Source organism: Pseudomonas sp. AL 58, assembly GCF_036348395.1.
Classification (GTDB): Bacteria; Pseudomonadota; Gammaproteobacteria; order Pseudomonadales; family Pseudomonadaceae; genus Aquipseudomonas; species Aquipseudomonas defluvii.
The window spans coordinates 33,703-56,486 of record NZ_JAZBQR010000023.1 but is presented as its reverse complement, the minus strand read 5'-3'; the positions used below and the strand labels follow the sequence as shown (position 1 = coordinate 56,486).

The window sequence follows — 22,784 nt, the reverse complement described above, 5'->3', positions numbered from 1 at the left end:
GGAACACCTAGCGACGCCACAAGGTCCATCGCCGCTGGCTAGCCAGCGGCGACTGGCCGCACCTCAAAGATCGCGCCTTCGATACCCAGCACCTCGCCGCCATCGGTGAAAATGCCCGTGCCCTCTTCCTGCACCCACTTGACCGTGCCATTGGCGCAACGGATCTGATACGTCAGCGAATACGGTTCGCGCCGGAGCAATGCGGTTTGTACGCCATACCAGATGTAATCAGCGTACTCCGGCAAGATCAGCCGACCATAGCCGCCGGCGTCCCGGTCCTCGATAGCTTGCGCGCTGAAACCGGTCAGTTGCTCACACCCTCGACTGACGAACTCCATGCTCCACTCACGATTGATCCGGCCGCGATAAATCATGAACGGCAAGTTGTGCAACAGGTCGCTGGCACTGCGATGACTGGCCAGCAATTGAACTTCCTGCTGACGCCGAGAGGTGCGGTCTTGAAACGACAACAGGGCACAGCCGGCCTTGAACCGGCAAGACACCTCACACCAGAGCACCCCGTTGCCCTGATCGATCAGCCGCAGCTCAAGGGATTGCGCTACGGGTTCTGGCGTTTGCCAACGGGCGATGAAGGCCTGCCACAGCGCTTGGTCTTCATGGTGAACCGCATCGCTGAGCAGGCTGCCGACCGTCGGCGTCATACGCTGTGACCAGTGGGCGTTGTGCCCGATGATCCGTGCCTCGCCATCGAGCACCACCAGCGCGACAGGAAAGTCATCCAGCAGGTTGGCCACGCTCGCGAACTCAGTGAACGGCATTCGTCCTCCCTCCGACAAACTGGGTGGCACAGTTCTGGTGAACCCAGGCCGCCAATTCAAGGCGCGAGCGCATCTGCAATTTGCGCATCAGGTTCTTCACGTACACCTTCACCGTCCCCTCGCTGATCCGCAGGTCACGGGCAATGAGTTTGTTGCTCAACCCATGGGCAAGCAGGTTGAGGGTTTGCTTCTCCCGCTCGGTGAGGCCCGCGAACTGGCCATGGGCCGCGCTTGCGGCATCGCTGACGGCTGTGCCGGAAGCATCCGCGAGCAAGGCCACCAGGCTCTCGTTGAGCACCGCCGAGCCTCGGCCACAACAGCGGACATAGTCGAGCAACACCTCAGGATCGGTGTCTTTAAGCAAGAAGCCCTGAGCCCCGAGGCGCAACGCGGTGACCAGTTCCACCCGGTCAAGCGAGGCCGTCAGCACGATCACCTGACATTCACACTTGAGCCGGTTCAACTCCTCAAGCACCTGCAGCCCCGTCATGCCAGGCATGTGCAGGTCGAGCAAGACGCAATCGGGCTTGAGCCCCAGCACCAGGTCGATCCCCAGCAGCCCTTCCGCCGCCTGCCCGACCACTTCATGGTCGCCGCTGTCGGCGAACATTTCCGATAGGCCACGGCGGAACAAGGGATGGTCATCAATCAAGACGATCGATGTGTGATTCATGGGTGACTCCTCATGGAAAATGCGTCTGCTGGGAGCACCAGCGCCAGGCGAGTGCCTCCACCCTGGCGTGCCCCGACCTCAAACCCGGCGCCGATCAGCGCCGCCCGTTCCTGCATGATGGACATGCCAAAATGCCCAACCTCATGTGAAGCCGGTTGCAGCCCGATGCCGTCGTCCTCGACATGCATCAACACCCCGGCGGCATTGTCACGGACAAGGCTGATCCAGACATTGCGCGCCCGCGCATGGCGCAGCGCGTTGACCAGTGCCTCGCGAACAATTTGCAGCAGCTGCAGTTCGACGTCGCCCGACAACAGCCCATCGGGCAATCGGTTGTCCAGATGAAACACCATGTTGCTGCGCCGTGAGAGCTCCTCGACGGCTTCGCCGAGAGACTCACGCAGGGTTTTGCCGTTCATGGTCAGCCGCGCTTCACTGATCAGTTCGCGGACTTGCCGCTGTAACCTCGACAGCCCGCCCTTGAGCACCTCGACGATGGCCAAGGCCTTGTCTGGCTGCTGTATACGACGCTGCAGCCGAGCGGTCTGCAGTGACAGATAGGCCAGCTCCTGAGCGACCCCATCGTGCAATTCCCGGGCAATCATCGACTGCGGTACTGCACGTTGGCCGGGTGATAGCAGGGAGCCTTTGAATGCATGCAGCAACACGCGTTCAATAAAGCGGGCAAGCTCCAGCAGCAGCGTCCGCGCACCCTCGGGAGCGGCCTCCACGACACTCATCGTCAACCGTCCATGCCCCTCTTGGCCGGGCACGTGAACATTGACCGCACGTTCGTCTTCGGGCGCGGCCGGCATGTGCAGGTCCAGGTGCAGGCTCGCGCCCACAAGCAGGCTGGAGGCTTGGGCAACAAAGCCCTCGAGCAGCAGATTGACGTCCTCTTCACCCAGCAGGGCAAACAGCAATTCGGTTTGCAGTAACGCCAACGCCTTCTGGTCGATAGCCGCGTACTCGCTCATTGGACAATCCGTCAAAGACCCTCCTCCTGCATGCCGACAGCGGTGTCATTGCAGGATGAATCAATGAGCAAGTTCCGTACCCCTTTGCATTACCCCTTAAGAGGTACTCCCAATGAGCGAATTGCCAGGTAATTCCCTGTAGGAAACTATATCTACCAACAGGAAAGAGCGCCCTGAGCCATCCGTGCAAGGCGCAGGCGCTGCCCGAGGCGAAACAGCGCGCACCAACAGAAGGCCTGAAGGCCTCGATTGCATCAAAGCGTTGCACGCGACCTTACGACTTGACCCTGCCACTGATGAGCCTATCCCGCCTGGCCAGTCCTTCAGGCTTGCCAGGGTGATCCACCCAGCAGAGAGCGCACATGGCCAACTCAACGGCAAGCCCCCATGCTCCATTCATAAGCGTCCCTTACTACCCGCCCATGGCAATCAATCCCGATGCCCAGTGCCACCTTGTGATCAGCGACGGCAGTGACTTGCCGCGCACACAGGCACTGGTCAGCCGCCTGGCGCAAACCCGACAGGTCGACTGCCTGGTTCTGGGAGCCGCGGACAGCCCTTCGCTGCAGAGCCTGCAGCAGGTCCTGGAGCAGCGCTTTGCACGCCTGCGTGTGGGTGTGCAACTGCATGTGCTCGGCAGCGAAGCCTTCATCTGGGCGATCCATGCACAGGCCATCACGCACGGTTTTTCGAACGACGAAATCAGCCTCTGCGCCCCAACCGAAACCGTGCAACGCCTTGTTTACTGTGTGCACTGCTCCAGCGTGCACAGCCACCCGCTGGCCGACGCGGTGAAATGCCCGGCCTGCGCTGTTGCCTTGGAGGTGCGTGGGCATTTCTCACGACGCTTGGGTGCTTACCTGGGCGTTTGCCTGAATGCAGACGCACCCTACTCGGAGCTGCCAGCATGAATGACGTTATCCAGGTACGCGTGCAGGCTGCCATCAACATCACCCCGGTGATTCGCGAGATCACCTTTGAAGCCGTCGACACCGCCCTGCCCCCTTACTCGGCGGGCAGCCATATCCAGGTACATGTTCCGCTGGCACAACGCACCCTGCGCAATGCCTACTCACTGCTGAACGCACCTGCAGGCCGCACGGCCTATCGCATTGCCGTGCGCTTGCAGGAACACTCACGCGGCGGTTCAAGGTACCTGCACGAAACCCTGAAGGTGGGCGACGTGCTGAACGTCTCTCGCCCCGCCAACCTGTTCCCCATTCATACCCTGGGTCGCCATCACATCCTGATCGCCGGGGGAATCGGCATCACACCGTTTCTGGCCTACAGCGAGCACCTGTTACGCGAAGGCGCCTCATTTGAGCTGCACTACGCCTATCGCAGCGGCCTCACCGATGCCTATGTACAGCCGCTGGCCGCGCGCCTGGGCGACAGGCTGCATGCCTACGACAGCCTTGAGCGGCCACTGAACCTGGCACCGATCCTGAGCAACCAACCGCTGGGCAGCCACCTGTACATCTGCGGGCCGCAGCGACTGCTGGCCAGCGTCCGGGAACAGGCCAGTGCCTTGGGCTGGCCGGACGGACGTATTCACTGGGAAGCCTTCAGCAGCGCCGAACCCGGCGTACCGTTCAGCGTTGAATTGGCACAGAGCGGACGGCGTATCGAGGTCGGCGCTGACGAAAGCCTGCTCGAAGCCCTCGAGGCCAATGCTGTCGAAATTCCCAACCTCTGCCGTGGCGGGGTTTGCGGGCAATGCGTGACCCGCTACGTGAAGGGCGATGTAACCCACCGCGACCACTTCCTTGCCGCTACCGAGCACGCTGACCGCCTGATGCCGTGTGTGTCCCGCGGCTGTGGCAGCTCGCTGGTGCTCGACCTCTGACTTTTGCCTGGAGCCTGGCCATGACACCGACCCTCAAACCCATCGAGACGTACCGCGACGACTTCACCTTTAGCAACAGTGCCCAAGCGATCGCACGTTTTCCATTCCCATTCCCGGAAGACCAGTACATGTACTCGGTCAACATCGAACCGGCCACGCCCCGCGAGCCGGGCTCGGTGTTCGAGCACTGGTTCGACATTGACGAGCACTACCGCTCCGAGATGGCCGAGCGGGCGCGGGTAGTGCAGCAAGACCCGCGCCGCTATCTGGTCATGCCACATATGCAGACGGCTTCCTGGGACGCGCTGCAGATGTTCATGGAACACCTGAGCAATGACTACCCGACGCTGTTCAGCCTCACCCGCACCGGTGACCAATGGCATTGGCAGAACCACGTTCTGGGTATCGATCAGCACTTTACCTTTGGTGATCCCGACACACTGCCCTGCGAACCACTGGAGTTCATTACCCGCCAGGTCCAGGGGGATATCGCCCTGCTCGACCAGCGCGACAACGACCTGTTCATGGATGCGGGCATGGTCACAAGCCCGGCGGACTGGTCACTGGCCTTCGACGCCGGCATGAGTTTCAAGCAATGGCACACCCCAGTGCCCATGGCGCATGAACTGGGCGTGTTTGACCGTGCCTTGAAATACCTGCTGAACATTCAAGTGGACAAGCCGGTACGCCGCTTGAACTGGACGCTGACGATCAATCCGCGCTTGGACACCTCGCCGGAAACCTTCCATGAATGGGGCCACGACCGCAGCACCGTCACCGCAGAAAACGCCGGGGCCTTGGTGCACCTGCGGGTCGAGCTGCAATTCATGGCGCGCCTGCCGCGCAGCAACGGGCTGATGTTCAGTATTCGTACCTACCTGATCAGCCTCAACGAACTCGTCACCAACCCCGCCTGGGCCAAACGCCTGCATCGCGTGCTACGCGACTTGCCCGCCCCCATCGCCGACTACAAGGGCATGACCCGCTACCGCCAGCCATTGCTGGAGTGGCTCAGCCAGTTCGACCCACACGCCTGACTCTCTCAACGACCCGTTAGAAGGAAACGATCAATGGCTCATTCATGGCGCATCAGCGCACTGCGCGACCGACACCTGGCCCTGGGCTCCGCGCTCGAAGACTGGAACGGCATGGGCACCGCCTGGACCTACGCCTCGGACCTGGCCGACCATCACGAGGCGATCCGTACCAAGGCTGGCCTGATGGATGTCTCGGGACTGAAGAAAGTCCACTACGTCGGGCCTCACGCCGAAAGCCTGCTCAGCTACGCCACCACTCGGGATATCAGCAAGGTCTACCCGGGCAAGTCGGTGTATGCCTGCATGCTCAACGAAGACGGGAAGTTCGCCGATGACTGCGTGATCTATCGCACGGGCCCTAACGCCTTCATGGTCGTGCACGGGGCAGGCAACGGCCATGAGATGCTGGTTCGCCAGGCGGCGGGGCGCCAGGTCGCCGTGCTGTTCGATGACGACCTCCACGACCTCTCGCTGCAAGGCCCCTTGGCGGTGGACTTCCTTGCCGAACACGTGCCGGGCATTCGCGACCTGCCCTACTTCCACCATGTCCAGACCACACTCTTCGGTCGCCCGGTGATGATCTCGCGCACCGGCTACACCGGCGAACGCGGCTATGAGATCTTCTGCAAGGCCGCCGATGCCCCCTTGATCTGGGACACCATTCTGGAGAAAGGCCATCCTCTGGGCATCATCCCCTGTGCGTTCCTCGCCCTGGATTGGCTGCGCACCGAAAGCTACCTGCTGTTCTTCCCCTATGACAATTCCGAGATGTACCCGTTTGCGCAGGAAAAAGCCGGGGACACGCTCTGGGAGCTGGGCCTGGACTTCACCGTCTCGCCAGGCAAGCAGGACTTTCGCGGCGCCCACGAGCACTACCGCCTGCAAGGTCAAGAGCGTTTCAAGATCTTCGGCGTACTGATAGACGCCCCACTCGCCGCCGAACCAGGCGATACCTTATGGCAGGACGGCAAGCAGGTCGGCGTTATCACCTGCCCTATGTACTCACGCCTGACACAACGTTCCCTGGCCATCGCCCGAATGGACACCGCCATCGCCGTGCATGGCACGCCACTGGTGGTCAAAGGCAGCCTGGAAGCCAGCGCCATCGCCCATGAAATGCCGTTCGACGACCCCGAGAAGAAAAAACGTACCGCCAAAGGCTAACCCGACACACGGGGCCGCACCCGCGCGCCCCGTGTGCTGTCACCCATTCCCTCCATCGGATCACCCCGCCATGAACCAGTTCGTCTTGAAAATCAGTTGCCCGGCACGCTCGGGTATCGTCGCCGCCGTCACCACCTTCCTTGCGAACCAACAGTGCTACATCAGCGAGCTCTCGCAGTTTGACGACGAAGTCACCTCGCGCTTTTTCATGCGCGCGGTGTTCCGCTTCAACGACGGTTGCGAGCCCGACATCGACCGTGTGCGCAGCGGTTTCGTTGACGTTGCCACGCCACTGGAGATGCAGTGGGAACTGTTTTCCTCCAGCCAGCCGCCCAAAGTGCTGATCATGGTCAGCAAGTTCGACCATTGCCTGGTGGACCTGCTGTACCGCCATCACAAAGGCGAGCTCCACATGGAGATCACCGCTGTTGTCTCCAACCACCTCGACCTGCGGCACATGGCCGAACGCGAGGGTATCCGCTTCATCTACCTGCCGGTGAACAAAGACAACAAGGCCCAGCAGGAAGCCGAACTGATGAAAATCGTCGAGGAGACCGGAACCGACCTGGTGGTGCTTGCGCGCTACATGCAAATTCTGTCCGACGACCTCTGCCGCAAGCTGTCTGGCCGCGCAATCAACATCCACCACTCCTTCCTGCCCGGCTTCAAGGGTGCCAAACCCTACCACCAGGCCTACGCACGTGGCGTTAAACTGATCGGCGCCACCGCCCACTACGTGACCAGCGACCTCGACGAGGGCCCGATCATCGAGCAGGAAGTACAGCGTGTTGACCACGCCCACCAGGCCGATCAGTTGGTGGCAATCGGCCGGGATACCGAGACCATTGCACTCTCCAAAGCACTGAAGTACCACTTGCAGCACCGGGTGTTCATTAACGGCGACAAGACCGTTATCTTCAGCTGAGCCCCACTCGCCAGCCGTTGCCAGAGACGCGGGCCACCGGCAGAGATGTCGGTGGCTCTTGCGCAGCAGGCGCCCTCACCTGCCCCTTCACGGATAGCGCCCTCAGCCCAGCGACGGCAAACTCAGCTCAACCGCTGTCAGCGGTGCGTTTACGACAAAGCCGTTCCACAACTCGCTGAACGTCTGCCCATTGCGCGGATGCCGGCAGGTTGGCGCCAGCTGGGCCAGAGGTTTAAGCACAAAGGCCTGCTCCAGAATCTCTGGCCGTGGCAACTCAAGGTCACCGAACTGTCCAACCTGCTCGCCATACATCAGCAGATCAATGTCCAGGCTGACCTGTTCCGGCGTCTGCCGGCAGCGGCCGAAATACGCCTCCAGCGCCTTGAGCTCAGCAACCAGGGAGGCCAGGGAACGGGTGGTCTGCGCCTGCACGACCATATTGAAAAAGGCCGGTGCTTCTAGCCCGACCGCGCTGCTCTCAAAGACCGGAGAACAACGCAATGGCCCCAGTGACGCCCGCAACGCGATGCACGCCTGACTCAAATGCCATTGCCGGCGCAGGTTGCTACCCAGGCCCAGGTAGATGTCATGGACCTGGATGTCCGTGACCTCGACGGTGCGAATCTGTAGAGCGGTCATAACAACACCCTGAAAAACACCGACCATCAACCGTGATGCAAAGGGGCGACCTGCATCCACAGGTCGCCCCTTTCGCCCACCCTCGAGGCTCAGACCGCGTCGGCGCCAACCTCTGCGGTACGAATCCGGACAACCTGTGACGCCTCGGTGACGAACAGCTTGCCATCGCCGATCTTGCCCGTGCGTGCAGCGTTGATGATGGCTTCCAGCGCTGCCTCGCACAGCGCATCGGTGACAATCGCTTCAAGCTTGATCTTGGGAATCAGGTCGACAACGTATTCAGAGCCCCGATAGATTTCGGAGTGCCCCTTCTGCCGACCGAAGCCCTTGACCTCGGTCACCGTCAACCCTGTCACTCCCACTTCAGCCAAGGCCTCACGTACATCGTCGAGCTTGAAAGGCCTGATGATCGCAGTGATCACTTTCATGAGTGCGCTCCTTAATTCGAGTACTTGTAGCCCACTTCACCGTGAGACGACAGATCCAGACCGTCCACTTCATGTTCTTCGTCGACACGAAGGCCACGGCATAGCACGGCGGCCACCTTGAAGGCGATAAAGCTCGACACCGCCGAGAACAGGATGCTGAACGCCAAGACGCCACCATTGACCAACAACTGATCCAGCACGCCGCGCTCCCCGCTGAAACCCAGCCCGCCCAGAGAGGTCATGGCAAATACCGGGGTCAGCAAACCGCCGACGATACCGCCAACGCCATGCACGCCAAACACATCGAATGCGTCGTCCAGCCCCAGGATCGGCTTGAGTTTTTCCACGGCCCACAAGCAGATCGGCGCAACGATCAAACCCAGCAGGATAGACCCCATTGGGCCTACGAAACCGCAGGCCGGGGTGATCGCGACAAGGCCGGCAATAGCCCCGGACAACGCCCCCAGCATGCTCGGCTTGCCACGATGCTTCCACTCGACGAACAACCACGCCAACGCCCCTGCCGCGCTGGCGAGCATGGTGTTGACCATCACCAGCATGGCAAAACCATTGGCCACCAATGCACAACCGCCACAGAAACCCAGCCAGCCCACCCACAGCATCGAGCCACCGGTCATGGTCATGGTCATGTTATGCGGCGCCAGCGCCGAGGTTCCGTAGCCGCGACGGCGCCCCAGCAGGAAGGCGCCGATCAGCGACGCAATGCCGACATTGACGTGCACCACATTACCGCCCGCGAAGTCCTGAACACCCCGGTCGAACACCCAGCCGCCTCCCCAAGCCATATGCGCCATGGGGAGGTAATTGATCGTCAACCAGATAGCCATGAACACCATGACCGCCGAAAATTTCATCCGCTCAGCGAAACCGCCGCAGATGATGGCCGGGGTAATGGCCGCGAACAGCAGCATGAACAAGAAGTACAGCAACTCAGGAATGGTGCCTTGAAGTGAGTCAGGGCCTACGCCCTTGAGAAACAGTTTATCGAGCCCACCAATAACCGCTTGCCATGAGCCACCTGACGTGAACGTCAGGGAATAGCCGTAAATGGCAAATAGCACCGACATCAACGATGCAACGGAAAACACCTGCATCAGAATCGAGAGCACATTCTTGCTACGTGCCAGGCCACCATAGAACAACGCCAAGCCAGGCAAGGTCATCAACAACACCACCAACGCGCACGTCGTCACAAAGGCGGTGTCACCGCTGTTAAGCGCAAGCGGCTGATCCGCCGCCCACGTAGGGAGCGTCACTGACGTGAGCGCAGCGACCGCCGCCAATCGGCCACCTCTGAAAGAACCGTTCATGTGTATTCCTCAACAGTGATGCAGCATTGCTCTCATAAGTGGCGTGCGATCAATCGCCCGCCCCTAGCCCCAGGTTCGTCAACAAAATTTCCCAAAAAGAAAATTTCATTCCCAAAGGTAAAAGCAATCTATCTGCCAAACTGCCTGCCGTTACCTCCAAGGAGGTAACAAAAACCCGCATGGATCGACAGGAACACCGGAGGAATCGAGGTACAGGGATAAGAATGCGCGTAGCGGTAGGTACGCGCCGCTACGCGCTGGTGCATCACGGCTGTGAACAGAACAAAATCGGGCGTTTTGCCCGACCGCGTCAGGGCTTCACCGCCAGCGCGGTCAACAATGCGCCATCACGCCCGTAAATATCCGGAGCGTAGGACACCTTGCCCTGGCGGTCGGCCTGGGCCGTCCAGTAACTGAGCACAATCGGTACTGGCGTTGCCAGGCGAAATTCATGGGTAAGCCCGGTGCTCAACAGTTGGTCCGTGCGGGCACGCTCGGGCGGGCTCAACAACAGATCGCGCAACTGCAACGCGTGCTCGACCCGCACACAACCCGAGCTGAACGCGCGAGGCCCTTTGTTGAACAGCGCCTGGCTGGGCGTGTCGTGCAGGTACACCGAAAACGGGTTGGGGAAACGAATCGCCATCTGCCCGAGCGGGTTCCTCGGCCCCGCACCCTGACGCAAGAGGATGTTGCCAGGATTCTCCCAATCGATATCCTCCGGCGCCAATAGCTGCCCATCGCTGTCCAGCACCTGCAGGTTCTGACGGCTCAGGAAGGCCTGATCCCGACGGATTTCCGGGAGCTTGTCTTCACGCAGAATGGTTGGCGGCACCGTCCAGGTCGGGTTCAGGGTGAGGCGCGTTACCTGGGACTTCAGCAGCGGGGTCTGGCGCTCGGCACGGCCCACCTGCGTGCGCGTCTGCCATACCGGTACCCCGTTCTGATAGACGATCAACTGGGCCGCCGCGACATTGACCAACAGGCTGGTAGGCTCCATTTCCTGGGCCAGCCAGCGAAAGCGTTCAAGGTTGATGCGCAACTGCTCGCGCCGCGCCGCCGGGCTGACGTTCAACTCGTTCAAGGTTCCCGGCCCGATCACCCCGTCCGCTTGCAGCGAATGGCTGAGCTGGAAATTTTTCACCGCATTGACCAGCGTGGCACTGTAGTGCGAATCGACGGTAACCGGGAGGCTGCTCAAATAGCCCTCGTTCAACAACCGCTGTGCAAGCTGCGGCACCCGCTCATCCTGCATGTCCGGGCGCAGCAACGGGCCGCTGGCAAGCGACTGCCAGTGGGGCAACGGCTGCTGGCGCTGCTGGGCATACACATGACGCAGGTATTGATACTGCTCCAGGCTCGGGCGGGCCTGGGCAAAGGCCCCGGCAATGTTCTGCAGCCCCGGACCGGCGAGCGCCAGCACCTCGGCCTGTCGGTCGCGTTGTACCTCGTTGGCATGCCACAGGGGTTCGAAACGCGCCTGCTGCAAACGGCCATAGTGCAGATCCTGTAGAGCCTGCAGGTACTGTTGGCTGATCTGGATATCAGCACACAGCGCGTCGCCCGCCCCATTGCCAGCCGGCAACGCGTAGTTGGCCGGGTCCAGGCCATCGTCGGCCAAGCGCTGCAACTCAGCCTGCAAGGCCGCCACACGCCCGTTGACCGACCAGACCTGCTGGCCCTGTTGCTGCTGATAGAAGGCCTGCAGCAGCGCCTGCGTCGGCGTGTCCACGTGCTTGGCCAGGCCCGGGCACGCGACCGCCAATTGGGTGAGCGCTAATTGCAGCGGGCTTTGATTCTCGGCAGGCGCCACTTCGGCAAACGCGACCAATGGCGCAGCGAGCAAGCAAATGCTCAAGTAACATGCGGACTTTTTGAACAACTGCTTTACTCCAATCCATGGCCGTCACGGTTGACGGTCAACCTTTGCAGCAGATACGACAAACAATCGGGCCAGTGTACAAGCTAGGCTGCCGAGGGGGACGACACGATGTCAGGAGTCAAAGTGGCAAGGGAGACTCTTCACACATGCTGACCTTTTTGTGCCGACTTTTTCTGGCAACAGCAACCTTGGGCGTGATCTGCACGCCAACGTTCGCCGCCAACACAAACAACCCTGCTTTGTATGACAGCCTCTCGCAGGCTGCTCCAGAACTCAATCCCCAAGCGCTAAAAGGCGCCCTGAGCGCCATGCAATGTGCCGTCAACAATGGCGCCCGGCAAGCACGGCACCTGGCCGTGATCGACTACTCGCAACCCTCCACGGCACGCCGGCTCTGGATCTTCGACCTGAACAAGAAGACCGTAGTGCTGCGCGACCTGGTCGCCCATGGACAAAAGTCCGGGGAAAATTTCGCCACCCAGTTTTCCAATCGCCTAGGCAGCTACCAGTCCAGCCTAGGGCTGTTCCGCACCCAGGAAAGCTATGAGGGCAGCCACGGTTACTCGCTACGCATGGACGGCCTGGAGCCGGGCTTCAACGACCAGGCGCGGGACCGTGCCATCGTGATTCATGCCGCCGACTATGTGAACCCCTTGTGGAGCAAGCGCCAGGGCCGTATCGGCCGCAGCCAGGGTTGCCCGGCTGTTCGACCACAGGTAGCGCGCCAGGTTATCGACAAACTCAAGGGCGGCCAGTTCATGTTTTCCTGGTACCCCGACCAACGCTGGCTGAAATCCTCGGCCTACCTCAACTGCCAACCACGGCAGGTGGCAAGCATCCTGACCGCCAGCGGGGGCTGAAACGCAGCGGCACACTAGCCAGGAATATCGGCGTCCGTCGGCCCATCGACCAGATTGCCGCGCACCTCGATGGCATGGCCGAAGAACAACTCACCGTCCTCATGCCAAAAGGTGAAATCCCCGGCGTCGTCGATCTCGATGGTCAGCAGCTTCATGCGTGACAGGAAGTCCGCAGCAGTACATTGCGCTTCATCCTCGCCAAGCCAGTGTTCATTCTTCAGCGGCAACAGTTGGCTCACCGCAAAATCGCTGATACGACGTTGCCACTGCTGCTGTGCCTGAAACAGGCCCGCAGCCAGCGAGATGACAGCCTGAGGGCTCTCAGGGTCGGCACAACGCAACAGCAGGTTGATCTCTGAACCGTTCCAGAGCGCCGTCCCCTCAAACTGATCGGAGCACTTTTCCCGCTCAAGCACGCCAAATTCCGGGGTATCCAACCGCACAGGGATTTGCAGATCGTCCGCAATGCGCTTCAGCTCGGCATCGGCAACCTGACAAGGCGTGATACTGCGCACCAGGACTGCGCCGCTCGCCGTCCCCCCCTGCACATGGAGGGTATGCTGACTGTAGGCACGAACCTGACGCATCCAATGTTCGACTGCACTCTTCTCTACCGGCATCTCACACCGCTGCCGCTGCCGCTTCAGGGTGCCGTCCTGGCTTTTCCAGGCGGCCAGGTAGAACACCAGCGTCCATTGCTCAGCGTTGCCGATACAACCCGCCCCCGAACCAAAGGCATCGACCAGCCCGATAACCGGTTCATCCGTGTTCAACATGCGCGCGTTTCCTTTGTCTGTAGTTGGGGCGCCTTATTGTCCACGTATCCGCTACTGTGCGCACGCCTCACGCGAGAGCGCCTATTTCTCGTGTGATGGCGGTTGCGCGAGGGGGGCCTTCGGGTGCGCTGGGCTCCTTGAGCCCTGTTCCGAGCCAGAGATGTCTGGGCCATCCGCGCAAGACTTCAGCCTGCTGAGAAGACACGTGATTTGGCGCTATTCAACTTGGCCATCGACAGCAAACTGCGTGCCTGTGACTTAACCAAGCTGCGAGCCCGAGACATAGCCCATGGGGAACATGTGTCGTCACGGGCCATCGTGATGCAGCAGAAAACCCACCCAGTGCAATTTGAAATTACTGAGCAAACCCGCATGGTTCTGGAAGCTTGGAAGCTTCAGGCGAACCTACGCAGCGAGGACTTCTTGTTTCCGAGCCGGCCGCACTCCTCAGATCATCTTTCCACCAGACAATATGCTCGAATAGTTAAAGCATGGGTGACAGCCATTGGCCTTGACCCAACCCTGTACGGTACTCACACGCCACGAAGAACCAAGGCATCATTGATCTATCGCAGGACGAAGAACCTGAGAGCAGCCCAACGTCTGCATGGTCATACGAAGCTTGAAAGCACCGTCAGGTACTTGGGAGTCGAGGTAGATGATGACCTGGAAATGGCGGAACAGACAGAAGTCTGATCATCCATAGTGACGTTCGATGCTAGACCGTCGCTATCCGATCCTTAACTGCCCTTCGTGGAGGGCAGATCACGGCCCATTGCGGACGCTATCGGTGTTCAAGTGGCAATGGCATGAGTGTCCAAGTCAGCGTGGAATCGCTGTTCAAGTGTTCGCGGCTTGGGTGTCCAAATGCTCGTGAATCCCGCATCCCACCCTCAGTAATGGCTCCCTACCACTGAATTACCCTTCCGACCCGCTTTCTCCCGTGATAAAAGCCAATCACACCCACAGAGTGCACGGACTGCCTTGCGCCATCCGGGACAGGCTTTCCAACAGGACGGAGAAGCAAGATGCATTTGAAGCGGATCAGGGCGTCAAATTTTCGGGCGTTTGGCGACGGTTCGGTTGCCCCCTCACTTGATTGGGAGCTTGCCCCCGGACTGAACATCCTTGTTGGGGAAAACGACTCCGGCAAAACCTCTGTAATCGACGCGATTCGCTACGTGCTGTGGACAACCAGCTACGAGTTCATTCGCCTCTTCGAAACTGACTTTCACATCACGGGCACAACACGAGCCCGCTCCCTGTTCATCGAAGCCACTCTTGTGGACCTAGACCCCGCGCAAGAGGCCTCAGTTCTCGAATGGATGACCCACGAAGCAGACGGATCCCATAGCTTAATCGTCTATCTGCAGGCGCGTTGGATACCACCAAAGGCCAACAAGCGTGGACGGGTCGAGGCGATCACCTGCTCGGGCCCGAACGGCACGGGGCCAGAGATTGGCACGGCGGTTCGCGAGCTCATCCGAGCCACCTACTTGCGCCCCCTTCGAGATGCCGAAGCCGAGCTACGTCCCGGTCGCCAGTCTCGGCTGTCCCAAATTTTGAGCGCTCATAAACGCATTGATGGGCAGGAGCAAAATGACTTCGACCTAGCGGCTCCAGCTACCGTCCCCAGCAACCTTGTCGGGCTGATGGCGTTTGCTCAGCACCACCTGGGCGAGCATCAGGTCATCAGGGATGTCCAGGACGACATCAACGATAACTACCTGAACAAGTTCGCGTTTGCCGGCGATGCCCTGTCCTCACGTATCCAGATCGCTCCGGAGCTGGGCCTGCAGCCCATTCTGGAGCGCTTCGAATTGGCGCTGCTGCCATCCTCCACCATCGACCCAAGTGAGCGATGCATTCGCGGACTCGGCTATAACAACGCTCTGTTTATGGCGACCGAACTGGTTCTGCTTCGGGACGGTGATGAACTCGGATTGCTGCTGATCGAGGAACCCGAGGCCCATCTCCATCCGCAACTGCAGGAACGAGTTCAGCAGCTCCTCGAACGCACCTCGAAGGCGGCCGAGCCAGATAGCCGCCCTGTTCAGATCGTCATGACTACCCACAGCCCATCTCTGGCGGCAGGTGCGGACATCGCAAGCCTGACTTTGGTAAACCGTGCTCAGCTATTCAGCTTGGCCCACGGGAAAACCAAGCTGCTGAAAAGCGACTACGAGTTCTTGAGACGCTTTATAGATGCCACCAAAGCGAATCTGTTCTTCGCTCGCGGCGTTGCGATTGTGGAAGGTCCAGCAGAAGCGCTGCTGCTGCCCGCCCTGGCTGCAGCTTCAGGATACTCGTTCAACGAACACGGCATTTCTTGCGTAAATGTCGGCGGAGTTGGGCTCTATCACTACGCCCGAATCTTGCAGCCGATTGATGGCTCGGCGATTCCCATTCCTGTCGCCTGCATCACGGATCGTGACATCGTTCCCAATGAGGCCACCTACATATCTCCTCCCAAGAACAACCGTAAACGATTCGAAAAAGACTACACGCCAGAGGAAGTCGAGGCACTGGTCAAAACGAAGGTCGACCGCGCCCAAGGTGGTAGCACAATTGTCTTCGTCTCCAACAACTGGACGCTGGAATTCGATCTCGCCCTTCATGGATGTGCCCAGTTGATGCATGACGCGATTCACCTAGCGAAGAAAGCAGATTCGAGGGGTGAACGGCTGACGGAGGACGATGAGAAGAAGGCGATCGTCGAGGCAGGCGAGCGTTGGAAAGAACTCTCGAACGCCGGACATTCGCCAGTAGAGCTGGCGTCACTCATCTACCAGCCGCTCGTTGAAAAAGATGCATCAAAAGCGATCACCGCCCAATACGCTGCTCACCTGATTTCAACAGGCGACTATGGGAAAGGCGATGAGCTGTTCAACAAGCTGCCGCCTTACCTACAGCAGGCGTTACGGCATCTGACTGGCAGGGCTGAGCCATGATAGTCCCTGTGATCGATGCTGCCGATCTTGCGGCTCTACTCGAACTGACGCCCGACTTGAACTTCGATGATCAAGAGCGGCGTGCCGTATTACTGGAGAACCAGTCTCGTGACATCAACGCCGCGCCAGGCAGTGGCAAGACCACGGTACTAGCTGCGAAGCTCTTGATGCTGAGTCGCAGATGGACCTCAAGCCGCGCAGGCGTTTGTGTACTCAGTCATACCAATGTCGCCCGGGATGAGATTCAACGCCGGTTAGGTGCAAGCCATGACGGGAGTCGCCTGCTCACGCATCCCCACTTCATCGGGACGATTCACGCCATGGTGAATCAGTTTCTGGCTCTGCCCTACCTGCGAAGTAATGGGATGACTGTCGATGTGATTGACAACGATATCTTTGCTCGCCGGGCATTGGCCTTAGCCCAAGCTAACTTTGGCTTGAAGCTTTACATGCAAAAAAACGCGAGCGTCGCGCCTATGCTAGAGGGTCTGGTCTACAAAGGTGCCTCTCTGGATCTCGCCAGCGAGTTTGGCTCACTTCCTAAACCGGGCGCGAAAACCCTTCCGACAATCGTCAGCATAAAAGAAAAACTTGCCTCTGAAGGGGTTTTCCGGCACGCGGATATGTTCGCGTACGCAGAACGTTTGCTGACCCTTTTCCCTAAGGTTCGCACCCAGCTATCCCGAAGGTTCCCTATCGTCTTCATCGACGAAATGCAGGACACGTCCTGGGAGCAAGAGCGCTTGTTGCAGCTGATGTTCGATGAAACCGTCACCGTTCAGCGCTTCGGCGACATCAACCAACGAATCCTTGGAAGCTCGGAAGGCGCGGAAAACCTGACTTTCCCCCGAGGCGACGTACTTCCGATCTCCTCCAGCAAGCGCTTCGGTCCTCACATCGCTAGATCCGTGTCTAGAACACAGCTGGCAGGTAACGCTGTTACCGGAGAGGGCGAAGACCGTCACGCGTCAATGCTGATCGTATACAGAACCGGGCGAGTACAGGATGTGATCTCGACGTTTGGAGAGCATGTACTAGAACGGTTCAGCGATACCGATCTGACCACAGGGAAAGTCAAAGCCCTTTGCGCTCGCAAACAGGGCGATGCTCCAACACAGGTAGCAGGCCGTACCCTCCTGGACTACTGGCCCGCTTCGGGTGGAGATCAATCACCCGGACTCAAGCTTATGCGATTCTGGGCGCTTCTCGGGGGGGCCAAGCCTGCCATAAACGCATCGTTTTCATCACGATTTGAGGAGATCCGCAGAGCGCTCTTTCTGGTACTGCGCGCGGCCAAGGCAGAGATTGTTGAAGGCTTGAAAACCGATCATCAGTTAATTCGAAAACTGCGTGATGCTGATGTGGATGTTTCAGCCTTCCGGCTACTGATTCGTGATCTGTGCATGAAAAACGTGGGCGATGCGGATGAAGCTAGGCGTATCCGTATCGTGAATTTTTTATACGTGAAGCTGCGCCAGTTGCTCCCAAATCACATGACGCCACAGATATTCGCCGCGCTCCCGGTTTTTGAGCGACCAGAGGCCATGGCTATTCACGGAGCCCACCGGTCCATGTGCTCTATCCAAAAAAATGGTCGCAGCTTAGATATTCATATCGGTACCCTCGCCTCGATGAAAGGCGAAACGCATCTGGCAACCCTCGTCATGGAGTCTCTAGGCCATCCAAGTCGTCGCTTCGACCTGCAGCTGGCATTACCCATCATCGCTGGGATTGCCACTCGCTCCGGGAAAATGCCTGAGACTCAGCTTTCTCAATTTCGAAACCTGTATGTCGGTATGTCGCGACCTACCAACTTTCTATGCTTGGCAGTCAATGCAGAACGGGTTTCGGACGAATGTAAAACGGCATTGGCCGATCAAGGGTGGACCATCAGCCATTTGCTGTAGTCCAAGGGGTGCAGCCTTCGAGAACGCGGGCTTGCTGACAGATTTTGAGTCGTTAGCACTTCACCGTCCAGAGCTGTTCGGACCGTGTGGTGTACGACTGGCTCATCATCGCCCTGCGTAAACCCCAGTCGGGGGCAAGCGGCACGCTGGCAGAGCGCATCGTGCCTCTGCTCCAGCACCCGTTGATCGTGTCCATCACCTGCATGAACCGATCACAGGAAACCGCCTGCCTGGGCGCGAACAGGTCCTCGGAAAAACTCGCCCGGTTGGCGGAGGTCCATCAACTGAAGCTCCGCCTTGACGCCATTCCCTAGCAGCAGGCCATGCATGGAACTCTCGCTTTTGGTGAGTACGCTGCCGATGACAGCCGGTGCCTATGGATGAGGTAGAACGCAGCAGAGCGATAGCATATAGCCGGTTTATGCCCTGTGAATCGTCGCTAGCTTGATAGACATCACTGATGGGAGCGGCTTCTGCCCGGAGGTAATCCATTTGTGAAGGTCGGCAATGGGTCGAACGCGATCAAATGACCGGCTGCTTCCGGCCAAAAGCAGTCATTCGGTTTGTCTACAAAACCCAGGGCAATTCAAATATTCGCGGACAGACTGACAATCCCCTACGGAAATTGCCGGATCCGCCTACTCGTATCCTGAATCTCTGAGCAAAACTCAACGCTGCCAGTAGCTCAAGCCCCGTCCGCCGATGAAATTGGCACTGGCGGCACATGCAGATTTAGTAACAGATGATAGAAAATGACATCCCTACGATCCCGGCGTCGAGTCTCTGTTCCCAACCATATGTGGTCAGTGTCGTGCAGTGATTCAACTTCGTCTGGCGAGCTCACAGCGACGTTGTAGCCTGCGTAATCTTGCTTTGAGACGAGCTGTCTGTACTTGCTCACCAGTCCAGAGAAATCGCTGACATCACAGTACGCAGCAATAAACACGGGACTTAGTGACTCATGGTCATAGCCGGCGACTTTATTCAGATGGTCGAAGATCACCGTAGTGTCCAGCGAAAATAACCGGAACGCTTCAAAAATGGCGATCCGAGTGTTGTCGCCGGCTGTAATGAAACCGTCTATCTCCCCGGGGCCAGCACCAGACGCCGACTGTCCACCGCGTTTCTGATCTCTAAATCCTATTCGCGCCTCGGCCATTCGCTTGTCAAACAACGAGGTGAACCAATCGTTGATCAGATCTTCTTTGGTAATCCGAGAGTTCACCGTCACCTTTTTCGAAATTGACTGCACCTGCAGGTTTTTCTTGCGCAAGACAATCTCCCCCGCCACCTCGAGTACCGCATCCTTAAGATATACATGGGATGGCTGGTCGGGTCTCACAATGCCCACGTAGTCTTCAAAGTCTTTGGACATGATCTGACAGTAGTGCTTTCTCAATTGCACATTTGAACGCTGCGAGCATTCATTCATCAGCTGAATAAGGTCGCTCATTGGCGGGCAGTCCGGTTCGGCTCTGGCGAGCTCGTCCAGCAAACTATCGACTCCGAGCTCCTCAGGTGTCAGCGGGTTAAGGTCACGATAGCGTCCGATGATTTTCCGAGCTGCTGAAGTCTCACCTCGGGCAATCAGAGCCCTACAGTACGGATTTAAAATTTTCGTTCTTGATTGCTGCTCAGGCGTAAGCCTCGACCAGAACGTGTCAATCTCAGGTGCACTGGTAAGCCTATAGGACTCGAGTATCGTTGCGATCCAGTACTCGCGCATCTGCTGAGGCTCGGTTTCTACCAAACTCCCAAGGAAATAGGTCAGCGCGTGCTTGAGACGGGTCGAGTCCTTATCAGTGGCGTGGAGCTTGTAATGTCCATAGAAAAGCAGGTAACCATGATGAACATGCTTGGTTTCCCTATACAGCGCTTCCATGATCCGAATGCACTTGTGAGGCTCAATTTCGCTATACGCGCTTGCAACTATCTGTCGCCTGAAACGCTCGCACTCCTGGTAATGCGTTCGATCGTCGGATTGAGGATTAGCGCCTCGCCACTCATGGGGGATAGGAACCTCATGCGCGGCTTTTTGGAAGCTGTCAGCATCGGATTTGTGGACTAGGCCAAGCTCAAGAAGCTGCCATTTGTACTCGTAGCTTCGCCATACCTTACGAGCTCGCACGATGAGCGGGTTACTGGTATTGGCAAAACGGTCTTGCGCGAGGAAGGCTTTTGCCGAATCCAGCAGTCGGGAAGCGGCCTCACTAAGGCCTGCATCGCAAGCCGATATGAAGGCCTGCTCTAATCCGGTTAACCCAAGGTCTTCTTTCGCAGCAGACTGGCGAATCTCGATCGCCTCCTGAAGCTGTTGAGCTCGAGCAATTACCGCGCAGTTCTCAAGCAGGACAAAGAGATGGTCTAGCGGGATAGAAGGTATGCAACGCTGGACAAATTCTGCATACAGCTCATCCCTAAAAATATTCAAATAGGTGCAAAACTGCTCCCAGAGATCGTATTTGTCTGAAACGATCGAGTCGCCGAAAAGCAATACGAATTTCTCGCGCGGACCAAACCCATACAGACGCACGATCTCTAGCACGCGCGCGGCCACGGCATGTAAGCCCTGTGAAGATGCAGTTGGCCGGCCGAGGTTCATCAAAACTTGAAGATAGTGACGGATTGCAGAGGCGACTACGAAGGGGGCCTGGCTCGTGTAGACAAGCTCTTGCTGCCAGCTGGAACAAGTGTTGGACAAGCTGAGAAGTGGGTTCGGACCGGTTTCTGCAATGAGCTTGTACCACGGTAACGTGGCAAAAAATGAGCTGGCCTCAAGGCTTCGCTGGCCTTTGAGGTTTGCCGAGAACTCCACCTTGTAGTATTCCAGTATGGATGTGCGCAGCGCTCGGCATACCGCGCCAGAAGGGTCGATTCCGGTACTCTCCAGGCGATTGATCAACCAGAAGCCCAGTAAATACCGATGATGTTGCGCAGTTGGGCTATGAGCTGGCTCTACCATTTCCACCGAAAGCTCAGCGAATGCCTGTCCCACCTGTATAACTTGCTGGTGGTTGAGGGCACCTAAAAGGTTGATCAAGAAGCGGTATTCAAAGGATTTGGAGAAGTCAGAGGACTGCATATTGCAGTGATCACCCAAAAAACCAATAACATCGAGTAAGCGAGCGTTGAAATCCGGCTCTTTTTCGATCGAACGAATGTATTCATGGCATACAAGCTGCTGGTACCCGTTCTCCAAACTCTGAATATACGCAGCATGGCCGCCGCGTGAAAACGCGAAGGTGTGCTTTGCGAGATAGTAGAAAGCTACCTCGCATGTTGCAGGCCGAGCCAGCAGCAGCAACAGGTAATTGGAGACTTCGTACTCGGGCAGCAAAATGAACAAAACATATTTAAGGATGGGGCGGCTGTTTGACAGCTCTACCAGCGCTTCGGCTAATCCTGTAGACATGAGTTGCTGACCGTCAACGCGGATACTGGCGTCTATCGCACTATTGATCAGCCAGGAGTAGAACAGGTTGGCCTGACGTCGCACCCTCAGTCCAGTGCGATCAATAACGAATTCAAGGTTACTTGAAGCATGCGCTTTGAGATGGGGGTAAGCGGTCTCCAGCGAGCTCAGTGTGAGCTTTGGAAGCTCCTCATTGTGATGGGAGGATGATCTGTTTCCATCAGCATCAACACTGCTGCTCAGATGAAGCTTCATTGGCCGGATGACGCTTGAAAAGCCGTCTTGATTGATTGACTGTCTCACAAATGCTTTGAAGTCTGAGCCGAGCGCTGCGTCTTTGGCCAGGAAGTTGACCAACTGCTCATTGAAGGCCTTGCGCTCTGGGTATTCCATGCTCTCGAAATGAACCGGCATCGCCCAATCGCAGTTAACGCGAAATCGCATGATCCATTCTGAAAATGTTTCTTCAGGGCTCAAGGTTCTGCGCAGGGCTTGCCACAGATAGGTACTGATCAACGAGCTGAAACGTTCATTGCCTGGCGGCAATCTGAACACACCTGCTTCAAAAGACAGTTCTGGCAGGAGCTGTCCCACCGTCAAATACTCACCGAACTCTGCTGTCAACAGCCCTTTCAACTCGTCCGCTGGACAAGCGTAATACGGCTGTATACATCCATTGCGACCGAAGCGGATATCTTTCAGGTACTCAACAGCTTGAACCAACGGCATCAGGCTTGGATCCACCGCAGCAGGGTCTTCCACTTTGTCGCAGTGTGTAGTGCACCATCCAGCATAAAACGCGACCAGCCCATACTCTTCGAGCAGCGAGAGAGGTATGTCCGAGCCTGCGAAAGGTGCTCCTGACGTCTGCGGCCAAGATTGCTTGCCAGCAAGAACAGCTTCAACCGTCTCCCTATCCAGCTTCGGGGTCGCAAGTTTCGCGTGTGCGAGGAAAATGGAGAGCGCCTTCGCGTGAGTATGGTCTTCATAGGAAAACAACTCCGTCAGGCCCCGATCTCTCGTCGCGTATCCGGCCAGTATTGATCTCAGGTGTCGCCAGTTTTCCGAATAATCGCGCATAGTGTTTGCCGGTCCGTCATAAGGAGGCGGTCATGAAGACTCAATGGCCAGCATTATGTTGGCCCCCCGGCGTGCCGGGCAAGATCATAGAGCGTCGTATTCATTCTACTGGCGCGC

General features: G+C 58.1%; 18 protein-coding genes and 1 pseudogene. 9 read left to right on the top strand and 10 right to left on the bottom strand.

Annotated features, from left to right (window positions below; genetic code table 11):
• Nucleotides 1-38 precede the first annotated feature (38 nt).
• The 3 genes from UIA24_RS19800 to UIA24_RS19790 are packed head-to-tail and all read right to left on the bottom strand — an operon-like array spanning nt 39 to nt 2,429.
• On the bottom strand, nt 39-779 hold the full coding sequence (locus UIA24_RS19800) for a PAS domain-containing protein (protein ID WP_330523652.1): 741 nt from the start codon (nt 777-779) through the stop codon (nt 39-41).
• A complete protein-coding gene (locus tag UIA24_RS19795) occupies nt 766-1,452 on the bottom strand; it encodes a response regulator (protein WP_099774309.1) in 687 nt (228 codons plus the stop codon). Before UIA24_RS19795 ends, UIA24_RS19800 begins: the two co-directional genes overlap by 14 nt.
• Complete coding sequence (locus UIA24_RS19790) at nt 1,449-2,429, bottom strand: ATP-binding protein (RefSeq protein ID WP_330523651.1); 981 nt, start codon at nt 2,427-2,429, stop codon at nt 1,449-1,451. The genes UIA24_RS19795 and UIA24_RS19790 overlap by 4 nt, the downstream gene beginning before the upstream one ends.
• Before the next feature lie 362 nt (nt 2,430-2,791).
• Here UIA24_RS19790 and UIA24_RS19785 point away from each other — a divergent pair, with 362 nt between their 5' ends.
• The 5 genes from UIA24_RS19785 (at nt 2,792) to purU (ending at nt 7,401) form a co-directional block, all read left to right on the top strand.
• Nucleotides 2,792-3,340 (top strand): dimethylamine monooxygenase subunit DmmA family protein, encoded by a 549-nt coding sequence (locus UIA24_RS19785; protein ID WP_330523650.1) that lies wholly within the window; start codon nt 2,792-2,794, stop codon nt 3,338-3,340.
• Nucleotides 3,337-4,275 carry a PDR/VanB family oxidoreductase gene (locus UIA24_RS19780; RefSeq protein ID WP_330523649.1) on the top strand — a complete coding sequence of 313 codons (939 nt, stop codon included), beginning with the start codon at nt 3,337-3,339 and terminating at the stop codon, nt 4,273-4,275. The genes UIA24_RS19785 and UIA24_RS19780 overlap by 4 nt, the downstream gene beginning before the upstream one ends.
• A gap of 20 nt (nt 4,276-4,295) precedes the next feature.
• Nucleotides 4,296-5,312, top strand: coding sequence for a heme-dependent oxidative N-demethylase family protein (locus tag UIA24_RS19775; RefSeq protein WP_330523648.1), 1,017 nt, complete (start codon nt 4,296-4,298; stop codon nt 5,310-5,312).
• 33 nt (nt 5,313-5,345) lie between these two features.
• Nucleotides 5,346-6,476, top strand: a complete 1,131-nt coding sequence (locus UIA24_RS19770) for an aminomethyltransferase family protein (protein ID WP_065757738.1) — start codon at nt 5,346-5,348, stop codon at nt 6,474-6,476.
• A 70-nt stretch (nt 6,477-6,546) separates the two neighbouring features.
• Nucleotides 6,547-7,401, top strand: a complete 855-nt coding sequence (purU, locus tag UIA24_RS19765) for a formyltetrahydrofolate deformylase (protein WP_330523647.1) — start codon at nt 6,547-6,549, stop codon at nt 7,399-7,401.
• 102 nt (nt 7,402-7,503) lie between these two features.
• Here purU and folK read toward each other — a convergent pair whose 3' ends face one another.
• The 4 genes from folK to UIA24_RS19745 all read right to left on the bottom strand — a co-directional run bounded on the left by folK (nt 7,504) and on the right by UIA24_RS19745 (nt 11,681).
• Complete coding sequence (gene folK / locus UIA24_RS19760; protein WP_330523646.1) at nt 7,504-8,040, bottom strand: 2-amino-4-hydroxy-6-hydroxymethyldihydropteridine diphosphokinase; 537 nt, start codon at nt 8,038-8,040, stop codon at nt 7,504-7,506.
• 89 nt (nt 8,041-8,129) lie between these two features.
• On the bottom strand, nt 8,130-8,468 hold the full coding sequence (locus UIA24_RS19755; protein WP_065757735.1) for a P-II family nitrogen regulator: 339 nt from the start codon (nt 8,466-8,468) through the stop codon (nt 8,130-8,132).
• Nucleotides 8,469-8,479: 11 nt separating this feature from the next.
• Entirely contained in the window at nt 8,480-9,799 is a 1,320-nt protein-coding gene (locus UIA24_RS19750) for an ammonium transporter (RefSeq protein WP_330523644.1), read from the bottom strand.
• Nucleotides 9,800-10,109: 310 nt separating this feature from the next.
• The gene (locus UIA24_RS19745) at nt 10,110-11,681 is read right to left on the bottom strand and encodes a L,D-transpeptidase family protein (RefSeq protein ID WP_330523643.1); all 1,572 of its coding nucleotides are present in this window, start codon (nt 11,679-11,681) and stop codon (nt 10,110-10,112) included.
• A gap of 146 nt (nt 11,682-11,827) precedes the next feature.
• Here UIA24_RS19745 and UIA24_RS19740 point away from each other — a divergent pair, with 146 nt between their 5' ends.
• A complete protein-coding gene (locus UIA24_RS19740) occupies nt 11,828-12,541 on the top strand; it encodes a murein L,D-transpeptidase catalytic domain family protein (protein ID WP_330523642.1) in 714 nt (237 codons plus the stop codon).
• Between the two features lie 14 nt (nt 12,542-12,555).
• Here UIA24_RS19740 and UIA24_RS19735 read toward each other — a convergent pair whose 3' ends face one another.
• A complete protein-coding gene (locus UIA24_RS19735) occupies nt 12,556-13,317 on the bottom strand; it encodes a DUF2262 domain-containing protein (RefSeq protein ID WP_330523641.1) in 762 nt (253 codons plus the stop codon).
• A gap of 144 nt (nt 13,318-13,461) precedes the next feature.
• On the opposite strand from UIA24_RS19735, the gene UIA24_RS19730 reads away from it, so the two are divergent.
• From UIA24_RS19730 to UIA24_RS19720, 3 genes are all read left to right on the top strand, one after another.
• Nucleotides 13,462-14,013 (top strand): tyrosine-type recombinase/integrase, encoded by a 552-nt coding sequence (locus tag UIA24_RS19730; RefSeq protein WP_330523703.1) that lies wholly within the window; start codon nt 13,462-13,464, stop codon nt 14,011-14,013.
• Nucleotides 14,014-14,345: 332 nt separating this feature from the next.
• Nucleotides 14,346-16,268: an ATP-dependent nuclease gene (locus tag UIA24_RS19725; protein WP_330523640.1), complete on the top strand. Its 1,923-nt coding sequence runs from the start codon at nt 14,346-14,348 to the stop codon at nt 16,266-16,268.
• Nucleotides 16,269-16,276: 8 nt separating this feature from the next.
• Nucleotides 16,277-18,175, top strand: a complete 1,899-nt coding sequence (locus UIA24_RS19720; RefSeq protein WP_330523639.1) for a UvrD-helicase domain-containing protein — start codon at nt 16,277-16,279, stop codon at nt 18,173-18,175.
• Between the two features lie 52 nt (nt 18,176-18,227).
• On the opposite strand, the pseudogene UIA24_RS19715 reads toward UIA24_RS19720, so the two are convergent.
• Together UIA24_RS19715 and UIA24_RS19710 are read right to left on the bottom strand one after the other, a co-directional pair.
• Nucleotides 18,228-18,474 (bottom strand): annotated as a pseudogene (locus tag UIA24_RS19715) (DUF4113 domain-containing protein); the annotation flags it as partial.
• Between the two features lie 386 nt (nt 18,475-18,860).
• Nucleotides 18,861-22,667, bottom strand: a complete 3,807-nt coding sequence (locus UIA24_RS19710; RefSeq protein WP_330523638.1) for a hypothetical protein — start codon at nt 22,665-22,667, stop codon at nt 18,861-18,863.
• Nucleotides 22,668-22,784: the final 117 nt, after the last annotated feature.